The organism is Actinacidiphila polyblastidii, from assembly GCF_036353415.1.
Classification (GTDB): Bacteria; Actinomycetota; Actinomycetes; order Streptomycetales; family Streptomycetaceae; genus Actinacidiphila; species Actinacidiphila polyblastidii.
The window spans coordinates 1-16,724 of the sequence record NZ_JAZEWV010000016.1; the positions used below are offsets into that span (position 1 = coordinate 1).

The following is a 16,724-nucleotide window of genomic DNA, read 5'->3' on the forward strand; positions in this document are numbered from 1 at the left end:
AACCTTAGCAGATGCTTTCCGGTCGGAATTACCACCCGCTTTTCGAAGACACGAAAGCCCAACCTGAGATTTCTCCCGGCTTGAGCTTGTTGGTGACTTCGTCGAGCGAAGTAGCGACGATCCATTGTTCACGTCCGGGTAGTCCCAGCTCGTGACAACCGTTCAAACCTACATCCCCCCCACGGCAGCGTCAAATCAGCCGAAGCTGGGCGCGCCGAAGGACGAGGGGGGCGACTCCAGGTCCTCCAGTTCGATGCCGGGAGCGGCCAGGACCACGTCCCCCGCGATGTGGATGTCGTACTGGTCTCCGGTGGCCAGGTCGGCGACGCGGTAGTTATCCACAGGCAGCGAACCGCTGTCCGTCGAGTGTGCTGTCCTGGTGATCAACGACCAGGACTGGTCGACGGTCAGCGGTGCGAGCACGGGGGGTTGGAATGACACGAGCCGGATGCGGGTGGCGGGGCCGCCTGGCTGCAGGCGTAGCAGTCTCGCGGTGGCGATCAAGAACGCGGGCGAGGCGCCGGTGAAGGCGTGGGCCTGGGTGTTCCCCTCTTGCGCGTGTTCGCCGGCGGGGTCGCTCCGGACCCAGGTCACACCGTCGAGCGCGGCTCCGCGGACCTGCCAGGAGGCCGCGTGCAGTTCGAGGCGGATGGGACGGCCGAGGTCGTCGAGCGTGAGGTCGACGGAGCCCGCGTGGGCGCCGTCGGGTGCGGTGTTCTGTGCCGTGTAGCGCCAGCCGGAGGGACCGGTGGCGCAGTGGAAGTGTTCTGAGCCGAGGGAGGTGTGGTCATGGGTGTCGTGGAACGAGTAACGGCCGCGGGGCATGGTGTGGTCTCTGAATCCGGCGAGGCCCCCGCCTCGCGGGCGAGACGGGGGCCGGTGTGCGTCAGGAACTGCTTCGGTCGGGTGCGCCGCTGGTCAGTAGCGGTAGTGGTCCGACTTGTACGGGCCCTCCACCTTGACGCCGATGTAGGCCGCCTGCTCGGGGCGCAGGGTGGTGAGCTTGACGCCCAGCGCGTCGAGGTGGAGCCGGGCGACCTTCTCGTCGAGGTGCTTGGGCAGCACGTAGACGCCGATCGGGTAGGACTCCGGCTTGGTGAAGAGCTCGATCTGGGCCAGCGTCTGGTCGGTGAAGGAGTTCGACATGACGAAGGACGGGTGCCCGGTCGCGTTGCCGAGGTTCAGCAGCCGGCCCTCGGACAGGACGATGAGCGTCTTGCCCTCGGGGAAGGTCCAGGTGTGGACCTGCGGCTTGACCTCGTCCTTGACGATGCCGGGGATCTTGGCCAGGCCGGCCATGTCGATCTCGTTGTCGAAGTGGCCGATGTTCCCGACGATCGCCTGGTGCTTCATCCGGGCCATGTCGGAGGCCATGATGATGTCGCGGTTGCCGGTCGTGGTGACGAAGATGTCGGCGGTCTCGACGACGTCGTCCAGGGTGGTGACCTGGTAGCCGTCCATCGCGGCCTGCAGTGCGCAGATGGGGTCGATCTCGGTGATGACGACGCGTGCGCCCTGGCCGCGCAGCGACTCCGCGCAGCCCTTGCCGACGTCGCCGTAGCCGCAGATGACGGCGACCTTGCCGCCGATCAGGACGTCGGTGGCGCGGTTGATGCCGTCGACGAGGGAGTGCCGGCAGCCGTACTTGTTGTCGAACTTCGACTTGGTGACCGCGTCGTTGACGTTGATCGCCGGGAAGAGCAGCGTGCCTTCCTGCTGCATCTCGTACAGCCGGTGGACGCCGGTGGTGGTCTCCTCGGTGACGCCGCGGATCTCGGAGGCGAGCTGCGTCCACTTCTGCGGGGTCTCGCCGAGGGTGCGGCGGAGCAGGCCCAGGACGTAGCCGTACTCCTCGCTGTCCTCCGCGGTGGTGGCGGGGACGCTGCCGGCCTTCTCGAACTCGACGCCCTTGTGGACCAGGAGGGTGGCGTCGCCGCCGTCGTCCAGGATCATGTTGGGGCCGCCGGTGGGGGTGTTCGGCCAGGTCAGCGCCTGCTCGGTGCACCACCAGTACTCTTCGAGGGTCTCGCCCTTCCAGGCGAAGACGGGGACGCCCCTGGGGTTGTCGGGGGTGCCGTCGGGGCCGACGGCGATGGCCGCGGCGGCGTGGTCCTGGGTGGAGAAGATGTTGCAGGACGCCCAGCGGACCTGCGCGCCGAGCGCGACGAGGGTCTCGATCAGGACGGCGGTCTGCACGGTCATGTGCAGGGAGCCGGTGACGCGGGCGCCGGCGAGCGGCTGGGCGTCCGCGTAGTCCTTGCGGAGCGACATCAGGCCGGGCATCTCGTGCTCGGCGAGGGTGATCTCCTTGCGGCCGAATGCGGCAAGGGAGAGGTCCGCGACCTTGAAGTCGGTGGCGGTGGTGGTCATGCGGGCTGCTCCTCGCGGTTGAGGTCGAGGTGGACGGGGATCGAGCGCGGCCGTGGGGCGGCGTGGGATGCCACGCCTTACGGACACACCCGTCCCCTTGCGGCAGCGCAATCCGTCGGAGGCCCTCTCTCCCTCGGCCGGTCTCCGTGCGGGGACCGCCCGACCGCCATCAGCAGCGACGTCTGGCTAAGGACGAATCTACACCGGCGGGCCCATGCGCCCCAGCGGACCGGGAGAACAGGTGTCCTCAGCGTCCGCCGGGGGTCTGGTCGGGGTCGGGGCCCGCCGCGGCTGCGGCTTCGCTGTAGATGTCGGGTTCCAGGTAGATGACCCGGGAGAACGGTTCGGCGGCCCGGATGCGGGCCTCGGCGGCGTCGATGGCCCGGGCGACCTCGGTGGCGCTGTCGTCGTGCCGGACGGCGATCTTGGCGGCGACGAGGAGTTCCTCCGGGCCCAGGTGCAGGGTGCGCATGTGGATGACGCCGGTGACGGTGTCGCCGTCGACGATGGCGTCGCGGATGCGCGCGGCGGATTCCGGATGGGCGCCTTCACCGATGAGCAGCGACTTGGTCTCGGCGGCGAGCACCAGGGCGATGCAGATGAGGAGGGTGCCGATGCAGAGGGTGCCGACGCCGTCCCAGATCCCGTCGTCGGTGGCGAGCGAGATGCCGACGCCGGCCAGGGCCAGGGCGAGGCCGATGAGCGCGCCGAAGTCCTCGAGCAGGACGACGGGGAGCTCGGGGGCCTTGGCCCGGCGGATGAACTCGATCCAGGAGTGCTGGCCGCGGGTGTGGTTGGACTCCTTGATGGCGGTGCGGAAGGAGGAGCCCTCGGCGACGATCGCGAAGGCGAGGACGCCGACCGGCCAGTACCAGTGGTCGATGGCGTGCGGGTGGCGGATCTTCTCGTAGCCCTCGTAGAGCGCGAACATGCCGCCGACGGAGAACAGGACGATGGAGACGAGGAAGGCGTAGACGTACCGCTCCCGGCCGTAGCCGAAGGGGTGTTCCTCGTTGGCGGCGCGGGTGGCCTTTTTGCCGCCGATGAGGAGCAGGGCCTGGTTGCCCGAGTCGGCGACGGAGTGGACGCCCTCGGCGAGCATCGAGGAGGAGCCGCTGAAGGCGAACGCCACGAACTTGGCCGCGGCGATGGCCAGGTTGGCGCTCAGCGCAGCGACGATCGCCTTGGTTCCGCCTGACGCGCTCATAGCTGGTGGAGGTCCCTTCCGTCGTCCTGCTGTGTGCCACCTGTTGACGCCCGGTGGCGGACGGTCATTCTTGCAGCCGCCTGCCCCGGTCCGGCGTCAGGAAGCCACGGTGGCCCGGAAGACGGTGCCTTCGCCGTCGAGTGCGGTCCGCTCCCCGGCCGGGACGAAGGCGGATTCTCCGCGCGCCAGGGTGAGGACGTCGCCGGGGTCGCCGGGGGTGCGCAGCCGGACGGTGCCGCTGGTGCAGAGCAGGATCTGCGGGGCGCCCGGGTCGAGGACGCGGGCGTCGGCGCCGGGGGCGAGGACGTAGCGCGAGAGGCGGAACTCGTCGATGGGGGCGGCGTACAGCTCCTCGCCGTCGGGGGCGGCCTCGGGGCGGAGCACCCCGGGGTCGCCGGCCTCGAAGCGGACGATGCGCAGGAGTTCGGGTACGTCGATGTGTTTGGGGGTGAGGCCGCAGCGCAGGACGTTGTCGGAGTTGGCCATGATCTCGACGCCGAGCCCGTCGAGGTAGGCGTGCGGGACGCCGGCGCCGAGGTAGAGCGCTTCGCCGGGCTGGAGCCGTACGTGGTTGAGGAGCATCGCGGCGATCACGCCGCGGTCGCCGGGGAAGCTGCGGGCGGCCTTGGCGTAGGCGGCGTAGTCCGCGGCGTACCGGGCGCCGGGGGTGCCGGCGAGGCGCGCGGCGGCCTCGGTGGCGGCGTGCACGGTCTCGGCGATCGCTTCGGCCTCGGCGCCGAGGATGGCGGCCAGCACCTCGCGCAGCGCCTGGTCCTCGGGGTGGGCGCGGAGGATGTCGGCGTAGGGCCGCAGGGTGTCGACGCCGAGGGCTTCGATGAGGTCGGCCGCCTCGGCGGGCCGCCGGAAGCCGCACAGCCCGTCGAACGGCGAGAGGGCCACGATCATCTCGGGCTTGTGGTTGGGGTCCTTGTAGTTGCGGTGCGGCGCGTCGAAGGGGACGCCGCGGGCCTCCTCGTCGGCGAAGCCGGCCCTGGCCTGCTCGAGGTCGGGGTGGACCTGCACGGACAGCGGGGCGCCCGCGGCCAGCACCTTGAGGAGGAACGGCAGGTGGGGGCCGAAGCGCTTGACGGTGGCCTCGCCCAGCTCCGCGGCGGGGTCGGCGTCGATCACGGCGTCGAGCGGCACGGGGCCGTCGCCGCGGTCGACGCGGGAGGGTGCGCCGGGGTGGGCGCCCATCCACAGTTCCGCCTGGGGTTCGCCGGTGGGTTCGGCGCCCAGGAGCTCGGGGATGGCGGTGGCGGAGCCCCAGGCGTAGGGGCGGACGGTGTTCGTCAGGCGGTTCATGCCGGTCATGGTCTCTCGGTCGTGGCGACGGCCAGGTAAACGGCTGCGAAGTCCGTCAGGGCCAGGAGTTCGGCGGCGACGTCGAGGGCGTTGCCGCCGGCTGCGGTGATCTCGCTGAGCGGGGTGTCGTGCGCGTAGGCCTGTTCGCGGGCGGCGGGGGCGGCCGAGCCGGACTGGTCGGCGGCCTCCTGCAGCAGCACGATGCGCAGCCGCAGGCTCGGGGATTCCTCGACGCGGTCGCGGAAGAAGTCCTCGGGGTCGGCGGACAGGGCGGCGGCGCTCGCCTGGAGCGGGCCGTGCACGGTGAGGGCGGCGGGCAGCTCGGCGCTGAGGGCCGGCTGTCCCGAGCGGGTGCCGAGCACGGATGCGAAGCGGCGGGCGGCGGCCGCGGCGAGCGGGCCCTGGCTCCACAGCAGCGGGAGGGAGTCGTTGAGTTCGGCCGCGAGGGTCTTGGCCGGGTTGGAGTAGGTGGCGACGGCGGGGCCGCAGCGGGTGGCGACCTCGTCGAGCCGGTCGGCGACGCCCTGGAGCACGTCGGCGGGCGCGGTGATCACGCCGAGCCGGTCGGCGAGGGCGAGCATCGGGGTGAGCAGGGCCCAGAAGGCACCGGTGTCGGAGGCGGCGTTGTCGCCGTACGCGCCGCCGTAGGAGGGCACTCCGGTGCCGTTGTCGCCGCCGGCGAAGGGCAGGGCGAGGCCGCGGACCTGGGCGACGGCCGCGGCCAGCGGCGCGTCGGCGGGGGTGACGGCGCAGGCGGTGCAGCCGCGCCGGTAGGCCTGTTCGACCAGGTCGGTCAGGCCCTGCTCGGCGCCCTGCGGGGTGATCAGCAGCAGCAGGTCGAGCGGGCCCGCCCAGCCGGGCAGGGTCCAGCGGGACTGCTGCGGGGTGGGTCCGGTGGGCGTCAGCACCTCGACCGGGCAGCTGCCGGCGCCCAGCGCGCCCAGCAGGTCGGCGATGGCGGCGGCCTCGGGCCCGCTGCCGGCGACCAGCAGGGTGCGGGGGCGGCCGTCGGGGCGGAGCGCGCCCACGCCGGCCTCGTCGGCGAGCCGCAGGGCGGTGCGCACCCGGGCGCCGGCCGCGGCGACACCGCGCAGCAGTCCGTGCGCGTCCGCGCGGGCGAGCGCTTCGGGATCTTCCAGCAGCGACTCGTCGAACAAGGTGCGACCTCCCGGTCGGATGGGGTCCGCTCCGCCCCGGACGCCGTCGCGGGCCTCGGTGGGTCTTCGCGGGGGCCGGGCGGGGTGGGGTGGGCCGGGGGTGGCTCAGACGGGGCGGCGGGCCTCGTCGACCAGGAGCACCGGGATCTCGTCGCGCACCGGGTAGGCCAGGCCGCAGGTGTCGGAGGTGCAGACGAGCTCCTGCGCGTCGACGTCCTCGCGCAGCGGGGCGTGGCAGGCCGGGCAGGCGAGGATCTCCAGAAGGCCGGGTTCGACGAGCGGCATGACGATGTCCTCCGGACGGGTGGTACGACAGGGCGGTTCCGCGGCGCGGCGGCCGCCGGAAGTGCGGGACGGCGAGCCGCCCGGCGGCCCTTCGGTGAGGGGTCCGCGCAGGGTTTCTCTCCGCCTCCTCAGCCTATCGCCAGGCGGTCGCGCCCGGTCGCCCCGGCCGCATGCCCGATCGGCTCGGCCGTACACCCGGCCGGCCCGGCCGGTTCGCCCCGTTGAGCCGGTTCAGCCGGTTCTCCCGCGTCAGCCCGTCAGCCGTCGGCCCGTCAGCCCGTCAGCCCGTCAGCCGCGGACGATCGCCAGTACCTCGTCGCGGACGGCCGCGACGGTGGCGGCGTCGCGGGCCTCGACGTTGAGCCGCAGCAGCGGTTCGGTGTTGGAGGCCCGGAGGTTGAACCACCAGTCGGCGGCGCTGACGGTGAGGCCGTCGAGGTGGTCGAAGCAGACGCCGTCGCGCCCGGTGTAGGCCGCCAGCACGGCGGCGGTGCGGCCCTCCTGGTCGGCGACGGTGCTGTTGATCTCGCCGGAGGCCGCGTAGCGGTCGTACTCGGCGACCAGTGCGGACAGCCGTCCGTCCTGGCCGCCGAGGGCGGCCAGCAGGTGGAGGGCGGCGAGCATGCCGGTGTCGGCGTTCCAGAAGTCGCGGAAGTAGTAGTGCGCGGAGTGCTCACCGCCGAAGACCGCGCCGGCGGCGGCCATCTCCTGCTTGATGAAGGAGTGCCCGACGCGGGTGCGCACCGCGATACCGCCGTGCTCGGCCACGACCTCGGGCACCGAGCGGGAGGTGATCAGGTTGTGGATGATGACGCCGCCGGGGTTCGCGGCCAGCTCGCGGGCCGCGACCAGCGCGGTGACCGCCGAGGGGGAGACGGGCTCGCCGCGCTCGTCCACGGCGAAGCAGCGGTCGGCGTCGCCGTCGAAGGCCAGCCCGAGGTCGGCGCCGGTCTCCAGGACCTTCGCCTGGAGGTCGACGAGGTTCTTCGGGTCCAGCGGGTTCGCCTCGTGGTTCGGGAAGGTGCCGTCGAGTTCGAAGTACATCGGCACGAGGTCGACGGGCAGCCCGGCGAGGACGGTGGGCACGGTGTGGCCGCCCATGCCGTTGCCGGCGTCCACCACGACCTTCAGCGGCCGGATCGCGGCCAGGTCGACCAGGGAGCGCAGGAACTGCGCGTAGTCGCCGAGGACGTCGCGTGCGGTGATCGCGCCGGGCGCGGCGGCGGAGGCGGGCACGCCGGTCCGCGACCACTTCTCGGCGAGCGCGCGGATCTGCGCGAGCCCGGTGTCGCGGCCGATGGGGGCGGCGCCTGAGCGGCACATCTTGATGCCGTTGTACCGGGCGGGGTTGTGGCTGGCGGTGAACATCGCGCCGGGCAGCGAGAGCCGCCCGCTCGCGAAGTACAGCTCGTCGGTGGAGCACAGGCCGATCTCGGTGACGTCGGCGCCCCTGGAGGCGGCGCCGCGGCCGAAGGCGCGGCTCAGGCCGGGCGAGGAGGGCCGCATGTCGTGGCCGACGACGATCGCCGTCGCGTCGGTGACGGTGGCGAAGGCCGCGCCGAAGATCTCGGCGAGCGGCTCGTCCCACTGGTCGGGTACGACGCCGCGCACGTCGTACGCCTTGACGATCTGCGACAAGTCGGCCACTGAGCACCTCTGTTGAACGTGTGCGGAAAGGTCCCGGGCGCCTGTCGCGGCCCAGCGGCGCACCCGCGCCCGGATGGCAGCGGAAAAGCCCTGCACAACCTACCGAACGACCCGCACCCGCCGGACCTGCCCCGACCGCGATCCCGGCCAGGGGACCGGCCCCGGCCACGACCACGGCACCGACCCGGTTCCGGATACGGCCTCGCGGGAGGGCGTGTGGCGGCGGTCCGGGAGCGGTCTAGGAGTCGGGCGAGCGCAGCACCCGCAGGTGGCCGCGGCGGGCGACCTCCAGCGGATCGATGTCGCGCGGTCCCGGCCCGCTCCTGCGCCGCTCCTGGGGCCGTGCGGCCTCGCGCACCGCGTTGGCGAGCGCTTCCAGGTCGTCTCCGCTGGGCCGCACCGGACCGGAGTCCGTGGCCAGCCGTACGACCTCCCAGCCGCGCGGCGCGGTGAGCCGCTCGGAGTGCTCGGAGCAGAGGTCGTAGCAGTGGGGTTCCGCGTAGGTCGCGAGAGGGCCGAGGACGGCCGTGGAGTCCGCGTAGACGTACGTCAGCGTCGCGACGGCGGGGCGGCCGCAAGCGGTGCGCGAACAGCGACGTACAGGGCTCACGAGGTTGGACGGTACCGCACTCTTGAGCGGGCCGCGACGACTCTCCGCGAGGTCACCCGCTCGTGTCGCCGGCCGCCGATCCGAAACGGTCGCGCCGATCACGCCGGGCTGACCTGCGGGTACGGGGAGTGCGGCGAACCGGTGTACCGAGGGTAACGCCGCGGTCACCTGGGCGGAGTGTGACGGGTTCGGTCGCCCGGTGGCGCATATCCGTCAGTTCCGTGGCCGGATGCCGTCCAGGCCCGCCGCGGCGCGCGCCGTGAAGCCGGAGGCTTTCGCTCGATCGGCGACAAGGGCAGGATCTGTGGCTGTGCGCGCCTTCCGCGAGGACTAGGCTCTCGCTGATGGACAGCTCGGCTCCCACCCCTCCGATCCCGCCCTCGCCGCGTCCGCGTCACCGCGACCGGCACGGGCGCGGGATGCGCGGGCCCATCGCGCCCCCGCAGGTGCCGCTGGCCCTCACCAGGGCCGACGCCTTCGACGATCTGGTGCGGGACGCCGCGGACCGGCTGGAGCGGCGCTGGCCGCAGCTCGCCGACGTGGAGTTCGCCGTCCAGGAGGTCCCGTGGCCGCAGGACGGGCCGGCCAGGGACGGCGACTCGGTGCCGCTGGGGCGCCTCATCGGGGCGGCGAAGGACCGGCCGAGCCGGATCGTCGTCTACCGGCGGCCGGTGGAGATCCGCGCCAAGACGCGCGACGAGCGGGCCCTGCTGGTCCACGAGATCGTGGTGGAGCAGGTCGCCGAGCTGCTCGGCCTGTCACCGGAGAACGTCGACCCGAAGTACGGCGAGGACTAGGACCGGCAGAGCCGCCCCGCCGCCCGCGCCGGCGCCGCCCACCCCCGGCGGCAGGCGGCCCCGGCGGCAGGCTCAGCGATTCAGGATGCGCAGGTCGGGCCCCGCGTCCGGCACCGCGACGAGCCCGCGGTCGTCCGGCATCGGCTGGATGGTGAACATCTGCACGCCGCCCTGCGGCAGCGCCAGCGTCCGCGAGGCGTAGACCGGGCCGCCGGAGAGCGTCTGGACGGTCACCGCGAAGACGCCCTTGCCGCCGTCCGGCTGCGGCGCCGCCAGCGACAGGGTCGCGCCCGCCTTGACCGTGACGGTGCTGGTCCTCGCCGTGCCGCCGGACGAGCCGGCGGACGAGGTGATCTTCACGCTGGCGGCGGCGCCGGGCGCGGTGAGCGCCAGCGTCGAGCCCTTGGCGCGGTTGTCGGCGACCGTCGAGCGGGTGCCGACCGGCGCGGTCGACGGCAGGAACGCCAGCTCCTGCGAGCTGCCCTTGCCGCGGGTGATCCGCAGGGCCGCGACCACCGGTTCCGCGCTGTGCACGGTGCTCGACCCGAGGATCAGCGAGCCGGCGTCGCCCTTGGTGATGTCGCCGAGGTCGACGGCGGTGGTCATACCGCTCTTGACGTGCAGCGTCTCGTGTCCGGCCGGGGTGATCGGGCCGGTGGAGGTGGCCAGCTTCAGGGTGAGGTCGGCGTCGTTGGAGCCGGTGGTGAAGGCGATCAGCCGCACGTCGGTGGCGTCGGCGGGGATGCCGGGCATCACCAGCGAGGTCGCCGGGTCCGCGGCGGCCGGCAGCCAGTCCGCGCCCTTGCCGGGGTCGGTGGCCTGCACCGCGGCGCCGACGCGGCCGCTGCGGGCCACCACGTGCACGGTGAGGTCCTGCTCCTTGTCGACCACCAGTGTGGAGAGCAGCACCGGCTCCGAGCTGTTGCCCGGCACCGTGATGCCGTCGCCGGTGGACGCCTTGAGCAGGCCGTTCTTCCCGTAGAGCTGGACGTCCACGACAGCGGGCGCCTCGTCCGGGTTGACCAGGTGCAGGTAGTCCTGGCGGCCGCCTGCGGTGCTCGCGCCGGGGAGCCAGAACTCGCTGTCCGGCACCAGGCAGGACGTGCCGAGCAGGCCGCGGCCCGCTCCGGAGTCGACGACGGTGCTCTGCTGCACGGTCCAGCCGGGCGCGAGCGGCCCGTCGGCGCCGCCGATCAGCGCGGGCGCGTCGGTCTTGTCGGTGGTGGTCGTGACGGGCTTGCCGGTCGCGGTCAGCGGGGTCAGCGGCTTGGCCTTCGGCGTCGCGGGCAGCAGCGTCGCCCTCCCCGCCGTATCCGAGCCCGAGCCGGAGGCCGCGCCGGGGGTCGCACCAGGGGTCGAACCGGAGCCGGGGGTCGAGGCGGCCGCCGTCCCCTGCGGGGTGAACGACGTGTAGGTGGTCGTCGCGAACTCCGACGTGGAGGGGGCCGGGCACAGCAGCGTGCTGCGCTGCACCGGCAGCCGGGCCGCGGAGCCCGCGGGCGCCGCCGAGGAGTCGTTGCCGCCGGTGAGCGAGGCGGCGCCGGTCAGGACGACGAGCGCGGCCACCGCGCCGGCCAGGGAGATCGTGCTGCGGTTCACTGGTGGTCGCTCCCGTCACGCCGCGGGTCGCCCTCGGCGTAGTACGTGGCCGGGTCGGGGTACCCGTTCGGATCGGGGTAGGCGTTCGGGTCCTGGTAGGACTGCTCCGGGTAGCCGCCCTGTGTGTCGTGGCCGCCTTGGCCGCTGTGGCCGCCGCCCTGGCCGTCGTGGGCGTCCTGGCCGTCGTAACCCTGCCCGGGATAGGGCTGCTCGGGTGGGTAGCCCGGTTCGCCGTATCCCTGCTCGCCGTAGCCGGGCGCCGGATAGCCGCCCTGGTCCGGGGCGTAGCCCCCCTGGTCCTGGTAGCCCTGGGCGTCCTGGCCGGCCGGGGCGTAGGGGTCGTAGCCGGGGGCGGGCGGGACGTAGCCGTAGCCGGGCTGCTCGTATCCGCCGGCGTCGGCGGGGTAGGGCTGCCGGCCGTCCCACTGCTGCGCCGGGTCGCCACCGTAGGCGGGGTCGGGGTAGCCCTGTTCGGGCGCGGCGGGGGCGGCCTGCTCGTCGTAGCCGTAGCCTTCGGCGCCGGCCGGGGCCGCGTAGGGGTCGTAGCCGCCTTCGGCCGGGTCGTAGGCGGGCGGCTCGTACCCTTCGGCGGCCTGCTCGTACGCTTCCGCCGCCTGTGCGGTCTCCTCGGCGCCCTGCGCGAGGACCGGCTCCGCGGCGTCGTGGCCGCCGTCGCGCGGGTCGGGCACCGATCCGGCGGCGGGCGCCGCCGCCTCCGCTTCCGCCTCGGCCGCGGCCTGGAGGCGGCGGGCCCTGCGGCCCTCGCCCGAGTTCTGGCCCGGCAGGTCGGCCGCGGCGGCCGCCGCGGCGGCGGCTCCGGCCTCGGGCAGGTCGTCGTCCACGTCCGCGCGCCGGCCGGGCAGCGCCAGCACGACCACCACGAGCAGCAGGAACGCCTGAACACCCAGCCAGCCGATGTGCGCGACGGGCTCCTCGTAGGTGACGTCGAGGCGGCCGCCGCCCGCGGGCAGCGCGAAGCCCTGCGCCCAGCCGTCCACGGTGGTGGGGGTGAGCGTCGCGCCGTCGAGGGTGGCGTGCCAGCCGGCGGCCGCGGAGTCGGCGATCCGCAGCACCCGGCCGGCGGGGCCCGCGGGCACCGTGGTGTGCGCCTCGACGCGGCCCGACGCGACCGGGACGGTCGCCGCGCCCTTGGCGGTGATCGTCATCCGGGAGACCGTCGCCGACTCGACGCGCCACAGCTCGCTGCCGCCGGTCTGGCTGACCCGGGACAGGCCCGGGGTGCTGTCCAGGATGCGCGAGAAGGAGCGCGGCGCGCCCTTCTGGGCGAGGACGTAGCGGATCGCGTAGCCCGCGAGGCGGCTGCCCTGGTCGGCGCCCGAGCCCGCGACGAGGTTGGCGACGACGCCGTTCAGGGCCGGGTCTGCGGGGGCCTCCGCGGCGAGTTCGGCGTCGCCGATACGGGAGCCCGCGCCGCGTACCAGAGCGTACGAGACGTCGCCGGGGGTGCCGTTGAGGACCAGGGTGCGGGGCTGGTCGCGGGTGGTGGTCTCCTCGGCGACGAAGGCCGGGACCTGCTGCGGGTCCCCGCGCCTGATCGGGCCGTCGGCGCCGTCGAGGACCCACGTGAACGCGGCCAGCAGCGGCGCGGCCGCCGCGGCGAAGGCGATCAGCGCGGCGACCGGCTGGCGCCAGCCGAAACCGCTGGCGGCGATGCGCTCGTTGGCGCCCTCCGCGCCGACCGTCGCGGCGGCCAGCAGCGCGAGGCCGTAGACGAGCGTGGCCGGGCCCGCCCAGTCCTTGCCGTTCTCGACGACGGCGAAGAGCAGTCCGGTGGCGGCGACCGCCCAGGCGGCGACGACGGCGGTGCGCCGGGAGTCGCGCATGAGCGCGGCGAGCGCCGCGAGCACCACGCCGACCAGCAGGAAGCCGCCGGACGCCTTGGGCCCGCCGGGGCTGAGCAGCAGCAGGTCGACGCCGGAGGCGCTCTTGGTGCCGTACGCGAGTCCCGCCTCGTCGAGCAGCCGGCCGGGGTGCCCGATCAGGCCCAGCGACCAGGGCGCGAGCAGCACGATCGGGGTGACGGCGAGCGCGGCGAGCCGCAGCAGGTGCGGCACCAGCAGCCGGCGCTGGCCGTTCAGCACCCGCCAGCCGGGCACGGCGGCGGCGAGCACCAGCGCGATCGGCCAGGTGACCGGGGTGAAGGCGGTGGTGAAGGTGAGCATCAGCGCCAGCGCCCAGGTGGCCCGCCAGCCGGGCCGGGCGCCGCGTTCGACGGCGGCGTCGCCGAGTTGCAGGCCCGCCATGGCGACGGCCGCGCGGGCCATCAGCGGCAGCAGGATGGCCAGTACGGCGGTGCCGAGCCGGCCCGCGGCCAGCGCGCCGGTGGCGGCGGGCAGGAAGGCGTAGGCGACCGACGCCCAGGCGCGCAGCAGCCGGGACTCCACGAGCGGGCGGGACGCGAAGTAGGCGGTCACCCCGGCCAGCGGCACGGAGGCGACCAGGAACAGGGTGAGGGTCAGGCCGGTGGAGCCGAAGAGCGCGGTGGCGAAGAGCGCGAGCACCGCCAGGTAGGGGGGCGCCGACTGGGTGCCGCCGGTGCCCAGCGCGTGCCAGGAGCCGGCGTAGGTGCCCCACAGGTCGGAGGCCCCCGGGTCGGCGGGCAGCAGGGCGCCGCCGTAGAGGGCGCCGCCGCCGAGCAGTCCGCGGCAGGCCACCAGGGACACCAGCAGCAGGACGGCGAAGAGCACCGGTCCCGGTTTGCGGGCGATCCGCTTCAGCCGCGCGAACTGCTCGATCTCCAGGAACTCGCCGTCCTCGTCGCCGGGTCCCGACTCCACGGCGCCGCCGTGCCGTCCGGCGGCCGCCGACGCGGCGTCGGCCCGGCCGGAGATGTTGCTGACGACCTGGTCGACGGTGGCGCGCACGGTGGCGCCGGGCGGCGGGAAGAGCGGGCGCAGCTCGGCGGGCGGCACGGTGCCGCGGCCGCGCCGGGCGCGGGCGCCGAGCAGCCGGCCGGGCCGCAGCAGGACGCCGGCCAGACCGACGATCTCGTCGACGGCCTGGCCGGGGACCTTGCCGACGAGGTAGGCCAGGGTGCGCAGCAGGGTGCCGACGACGATCCGCAGCGCGACGTAGGGCAGCAGCGGGCCGCGGGTGTTGGCGAGCAGGGTGTAGACGGCGCCGGCCTTGTCGACGCGGTGCGGGTTGACCGCGGAGCGGCCCGCGCAGTCGACCGGGCGGCGCTCACGGGAGGCCGCCTCGGCGTGCCACATGACTGCGTCGGGGGCGATCAGCACGGTGTGCCCGGCGGCCTGGGCGCGCCAGCAGAAGTCGACGTCGTCGCGCATCAGGGGCAGCCGGCGGTCGAAGCCGCCCAGCTCCTCCCAGACGTCGCGGCGCACCAGCATGCCCGCGGAGGAGACCGAGAGCACCGGACGGGTCTGGTCGTGCTGGCCCTGGTCCTGCTCGCGGCGCTCCAGGCCGGTCCAGCGGCGGCCGCTGCGGGCGATGCTGACGCCGACTTCGAGAAGCTGCCTGCGGTCGTACCAGCTGCGCAGCTTGGGGCCGATCACGGCGGCCGAGCGGCCCGCGGCCAGCTCGGCGTCGGCGGTGCGCAGCAGCGCGGCGAGCGCGCCGGGGTCCGGCTCGCAGTCGTCGTGCAGCAGCCACAGCCACTGCACGGGCTCGCCGTGCGGCTGGTCCGGCTCGTCGTAGGCGTCGTCGTTCCAGCTGCGGCTGACGGGGTCCCAGCCGCTGCGGCGCTGGAGGTAGGGCAGCTGCGCGGCGGTGAGCGGGGCTGCGGCGCGGGCGGCCTCCTCGACGGCGGCGCCGAAACCGGTGCGCCGGGCGAGGTGCAGCACCCGCTGGTCGCCGAGGGATTCGGCGAGCAGCCGGGCGGAGTCGTCGGCGCTGCCGGTGTCGGCGGCGACGACGTCCTGGACCGGGCGGTCCTGGGTGAGCAGTCCCCCCAGCGCCTTCGGCAGCCACCGCGCGCCGTCGTGCGCGACCAGCACGGCGGTGACGACGTGGCGCGGGAACTCAGGGGTGCCGGCCGGATGGGCGGCCGGTGCTGGGCTGTTCACGGACATCGAGGTTCGGGCCCCGGTTCGCTGGACTGAGGTCGACGCGCGGTCCCGCCCGGTGGCGGGGGCTGCGTCCTGGACGGCCCCCCACACTAACGGCTCATGTCGGGGCCGCCGTCCGGGTGTGGGAACAACGGCAGCCCGCCTGCCGTGCCGAAGGGCGCGGGAGACGGGCTGTTCGTGCAGGCCGCGGGCCTGGCCGGGAGGTCCCGGGGGTCAGACGACGCCCTTCTTCAGACGGCGTCGCTCGCGCTCGGACAGGCCGCCCCAGATGCCGAACCGCTCGTCGTTGGCGAGTGCGTACTCCAGGCAGTCGGAGCGGACCTCGCAGGCGAGGCAGACCTTCTTGGCCTCGCGGGTGGACCCGCCCTTCTCGGGGAAGAACGACTCGGGGTCGGTCTGCGCACACAGCGCGCGCTCCTGCCAGCCGAGTTCTTCGTCGGCTTCTTCGGCCAGCAGCAACTGGAACTGCTCGGTCATGCGCGCCCCTCGTCTGTCGTGCTTCCCCGTGGTGTGCCTGCCGGGTCCGCCCACCGGGGCGTCCGACCGAACGACACGAGTGAAATTACAAGTGCGTGGCTCCAGGCCAGTCAAGCCGAGATCTGCTATTGGGCCCGTTATTCACTCCGCTGAACCAAGCCGTGACAGAAAGTGTTGATATCGGCTCAATGAACCGCTTCCGTCAACCCTGGTCCGACCGACCCCGGCGCCCACACTCCGTCAGACGCTGCGGCGACGCGCCACGTTCCGCCCGCGGGGGTGAAGCGTTGTGGATCACATTTCGATCACAGAAGTACAACGTCACACCGGGCGGCGCGTTCTCCCAGACCGGAATTCGGATCTCCAGTGGATCTGCACGGATGCCGCACCACCTATCCTCGGTTCACACTGCACAAACCTTTCGGCACAGACCGTTACCGGATCAGGTGAACCTGCTGGACATAACGGTCATCCGTTTGACAAGCACCCGCGTGGACCGGTCTTCTTGACGTCATGTACGCCGAGCACCACGCGCCCGAGAGGACTCGCCCCCGCGAGTCCCGCTGCGTCGCGCTCGCGCAGAGCTGTTGTCGTTCCTGTCGCTGCCGCTGATCCCCGGCCGGTGACCGCTCCCGGTCCCGGCGCTCGTCCGCATCACGCGCAACCACTGAGGAACGCAACCCCCATGTACTCCGACGTCTCCATCGCCGGCGACCCCCTGGCGCTGCCCCACCTGCTCCCCCCGGTGCCGCAGCACCCCTCCACCGTCGCCGGGTTCGCCGGGCTCGCCCGCTCCATCGCCGCCGACACCGCGCGGTGGGCGCCGCTGGTGCGCTACGACGCCACCACCCGCTGGTACGCCCGGCTGCAGACCGGACCCGGCTACGAGGTGTGGCTGCTGAGCTGGCTGCCCGGCCAGAGCAGCGGCCTGCACGACCACGGCGGCTCCTCCGGCGTGCTCACCGTGCTGCGGGGCGCGCTGCGCGAACGCGCGCTGACCGCACGCGGCGAGGCCGCCCGCGCGCTGACCCCCGGCCACCAGCGGGTCTTCGCCCCCGGCTACGTCCACGAGGTGGTCAACGACTCCCTCGAAGGCACCGTCAGCCTGCACGTCTACTTCCCCGGGCTGACCGCGATGACGCCGCACGCCTGCACCCCCGCGGCGCAGGATGCCGCCGCCGCGCGCCCGGCCGGGAGCCCGGCCGCGGTATGACCGCCCGGAGC

At 73.8% G+C, this 16,724-nt stretch carries 13 protein-coding genes; 2 read left to right on the forward strand and 11 right to left on the reverse strand.

Features of this window, described 5'->3' with window-relative positions:
- Positions 1-195: 195 nt before the first annotated feature.
- From V2S66_RS19895 to V2S66_RS19930, 8 genes are all read right to left on the reverse strand, one after another.
- Entirely contained in the window at positions 196-825 is a 630-nt protein-coding gene (locus V2S66_RS19895; protein ID WP_330797232.1) for a hypothetical protein, read from the reverse strand.
- A gap of 93 nt (positions 826-918) precedes the next feature.
- Positions 919-2,370, reverse strand: coding sequence for an adenosylhomocysteinase (gene ahcY / locus V2S66_RS19900; RefSeq protein ID WP_330797233.1), 1,452 nt, complete (start codon positions 2,368-2,370; stop codon positions 919-921).
- Positions 2,371-2,617: 247 nt separating this feature from the next.
- Positions 2,618-3,577, reverse strand: a complete 960-nt coding sequence (locus tag V2S66_RS19905; protein WP_330797234.1) for a cation diffusion facilitator family transporter — start codon at positions 3,575-3,577, stop codon at positions 2,618-2,620.
- Positions 3,578-3,673: 96 nt separating this feature from the next.
- Entirely contained in the window at positions 3,674-4,882 is a 1,209-nt protein-coding gene (gene manA / locus V2S66_RS19910) for a mannose-6-phosphate isomerase, class I (protein ID WP_330797235.1), read from the reverse strand.
- Positions 4,883-4,887: 5 nt separating this feature from the next.
- Positions 4,888-6,039: an SIS domain-containing protein gene (locus V2S66_RS19915; protein WP_330797236.1), complete on the reverse strand. Its 1,152-nt coding sequence runs from the start codon at positions 6,037-6,039 to the stop codon at positions 4,888-4,890.
- A 105-nt stretch (positions 6,040-6,144) separates the two neighbouring features.
- A complete protein-coding gene (locus V2S66_RS19920) occupies positions 6,145-6,324 on the reverse strand; it encodes a Trm112 family protein (RefSeq protein WP_330797237.1) in 180 nt (59 codons plus the stop codon).
- A gap of 288 nt (positions 6,325-6,612) precedes the next feature.
- Positions 6,613-7,971, reverse strand: a complete 1,359-nt coding sequence (locus tag V2S66_RS19925) for a phosphomannomutase/phosphoglucomutase (protein ID WP_330797238.1) — start codon at positions 7,969-7,971, stop codon at positions 6,613-6,615.
- 238 nt (positions 7,972-8,209) lie between these two features.
- Positions 8,210-8,680, reverse strand: a complete 471-nt coding sequence (locus V2S66_RS19930) for a DUF3499 domain-containing protein (protein ID WP_330797331.1) — start codon at positions 8,678-8,680, stop codon at positions 8,210-8,212.
- A gap of 245 nt (positions 8,681-8,925) precedes the next feature.
- Here V2S66_RS19930 and V2S66_RS19935 point away from each other — a divergent pair, with 245 nt between their 5' ends.
- Positions 8,926-9,378: a metallopeptidase family protein gene (locus tag V2S66_RS19935; RefSeq protein WP_330797239.1), complete on the forward strand. Its 453-nt coding sequence runs from the start codon at positions 8,926-8,928 to the stop codon at positions 9,376-9,378.
- A 72-nt stretch (positions 9,379-9,450) separates the two neighbouring features.
- On the opposite strand, the gene V2S66_RS19940 is transcribed toward V2S66_RS19935, so the two are convergent.
- The 3 genes from V2S66_RS19940 to V2S66_RS19950 all read right to left on the reverse strand — a co-directional run bounded on the left by V2S66_RS19940 (position 9,451) and on the right by V2S66_RS19950 (position 15,500).
- The gene (locus tag V2S66_RS19940) at positions 9,451-10,977 is read right to left on the reverse strand and encodes a DUF5719 family protein (RefSeq protein ID WP_330797240.1); all 1,527 of its coding nucleotides are present in this window, start codon (positions 10,975-10,977) and stop codon (positions 9,451-9,453) included.
- Entirely contained in the window at positions 10,974-15,026 is a 4,053-nt protein-coding gene (locus V2S66_RS19945; RefSeq protein ID WP_330797241.1) for a glycosyltransferase, read from the reverse strand. The genes V2S66_RS19940 and V2S66_RS19945 overlap by 4 nt, the downstream gene beginning before the upstream one ends.
- Positions 15,027-15,236: 210 nt before the next feature.
- On the reverse strand, positions 15,237-15,500 hold the full coding sequence (locus tag V2S66_RS19950) for a WhiB family transcriptional regulator (RefSeq protein ID WP_031519519.1): 264 nt from the start codon (positions 15,498-15,500) through the stop codon (positions 15,237-15,239).
- Between the two features lie 685 nt (positions 15,501-16,185).
- On the opposite strand from V2S66_RS19950, the gene V2S66_RS19955 reads away from it, so the two are divergent.
- The gene (locus tag V2S66_RS19955; RefSeq protein WP_330797242.1) at positions 16,186-16,713 is read left to right on the forward strand and encodes a cysteine dioxygenase; all 528 of its coding nucleotides are present in this window, start codon (positions 16,186-16,188) and stop codon (positions 16,711-16,713) included.
- Positions 16,714-16,724 lie beyond the last annotated feature (11 nt).

Coding starts and splice junctions, on each gene's coding strand:
- V2S66_RS19895 (WP_330797232.1), bottom strand. CDS start 825: ATGCCCCGCGGCCGTTACTCGTTCCACGACACCCATGACCACACCTCC.
- ahcY (WP_330797233.1), bottom strand. CDS start 2,370: ATGACCACCACCGCCACCGACTTCAAGGTCGCGGACCTCTCCCTTGCC.
- V2S66_RS19905 (WP_330797234.1), bottom strand. CDS start 3,577: ATGAGCGCGTCAGGCGGAACCAAGGCGATCGTCGCTGCGCTGAGCGCC.
- manA (WP_330797235.1), bottom strand. CDS start 4,882: ATGAACCGCCTGACGAACACCGTCCGCCCCTACGCCTGGGGCTCCGCC.
- V2S66_RS19920 (WP_330797237.1), bottom strand. CDS start 6,324: ATGCCGCTCGTCGAACCCGGCCTTCTGGAGATCCTCGCCTGCCCGGCC.
- V2S66_RS19935 (WP_330797239.1), top strand. CDS start 8,926: ATGGACAGCTCGGCTCCCACCCCTCCGATCCCGCCCTCGCCGCGTCCG.
- V2S66_RS19945 (WP_330797241.1), bottom strand. CDS start 15,026: ATGTCCGTGAACAGCCCAGCACCGGCCGCCCATCCGGCCGGCACCCCT.
- V2S66_RS19950 (WP_031519519.1), bottom strand. CDS start 15,500: ATGACCGAGCAGTTCCAGTTGCTGCTGGCCGAAGAAGCCGACGAAGAA.
- V2S66_RS19955 (WP_330797242.1), top strand. CDS start 16,186: ATGTACTCCGACGTCTCCATCGCCGGCGACCCCCTGGCGCTGCCCCAC.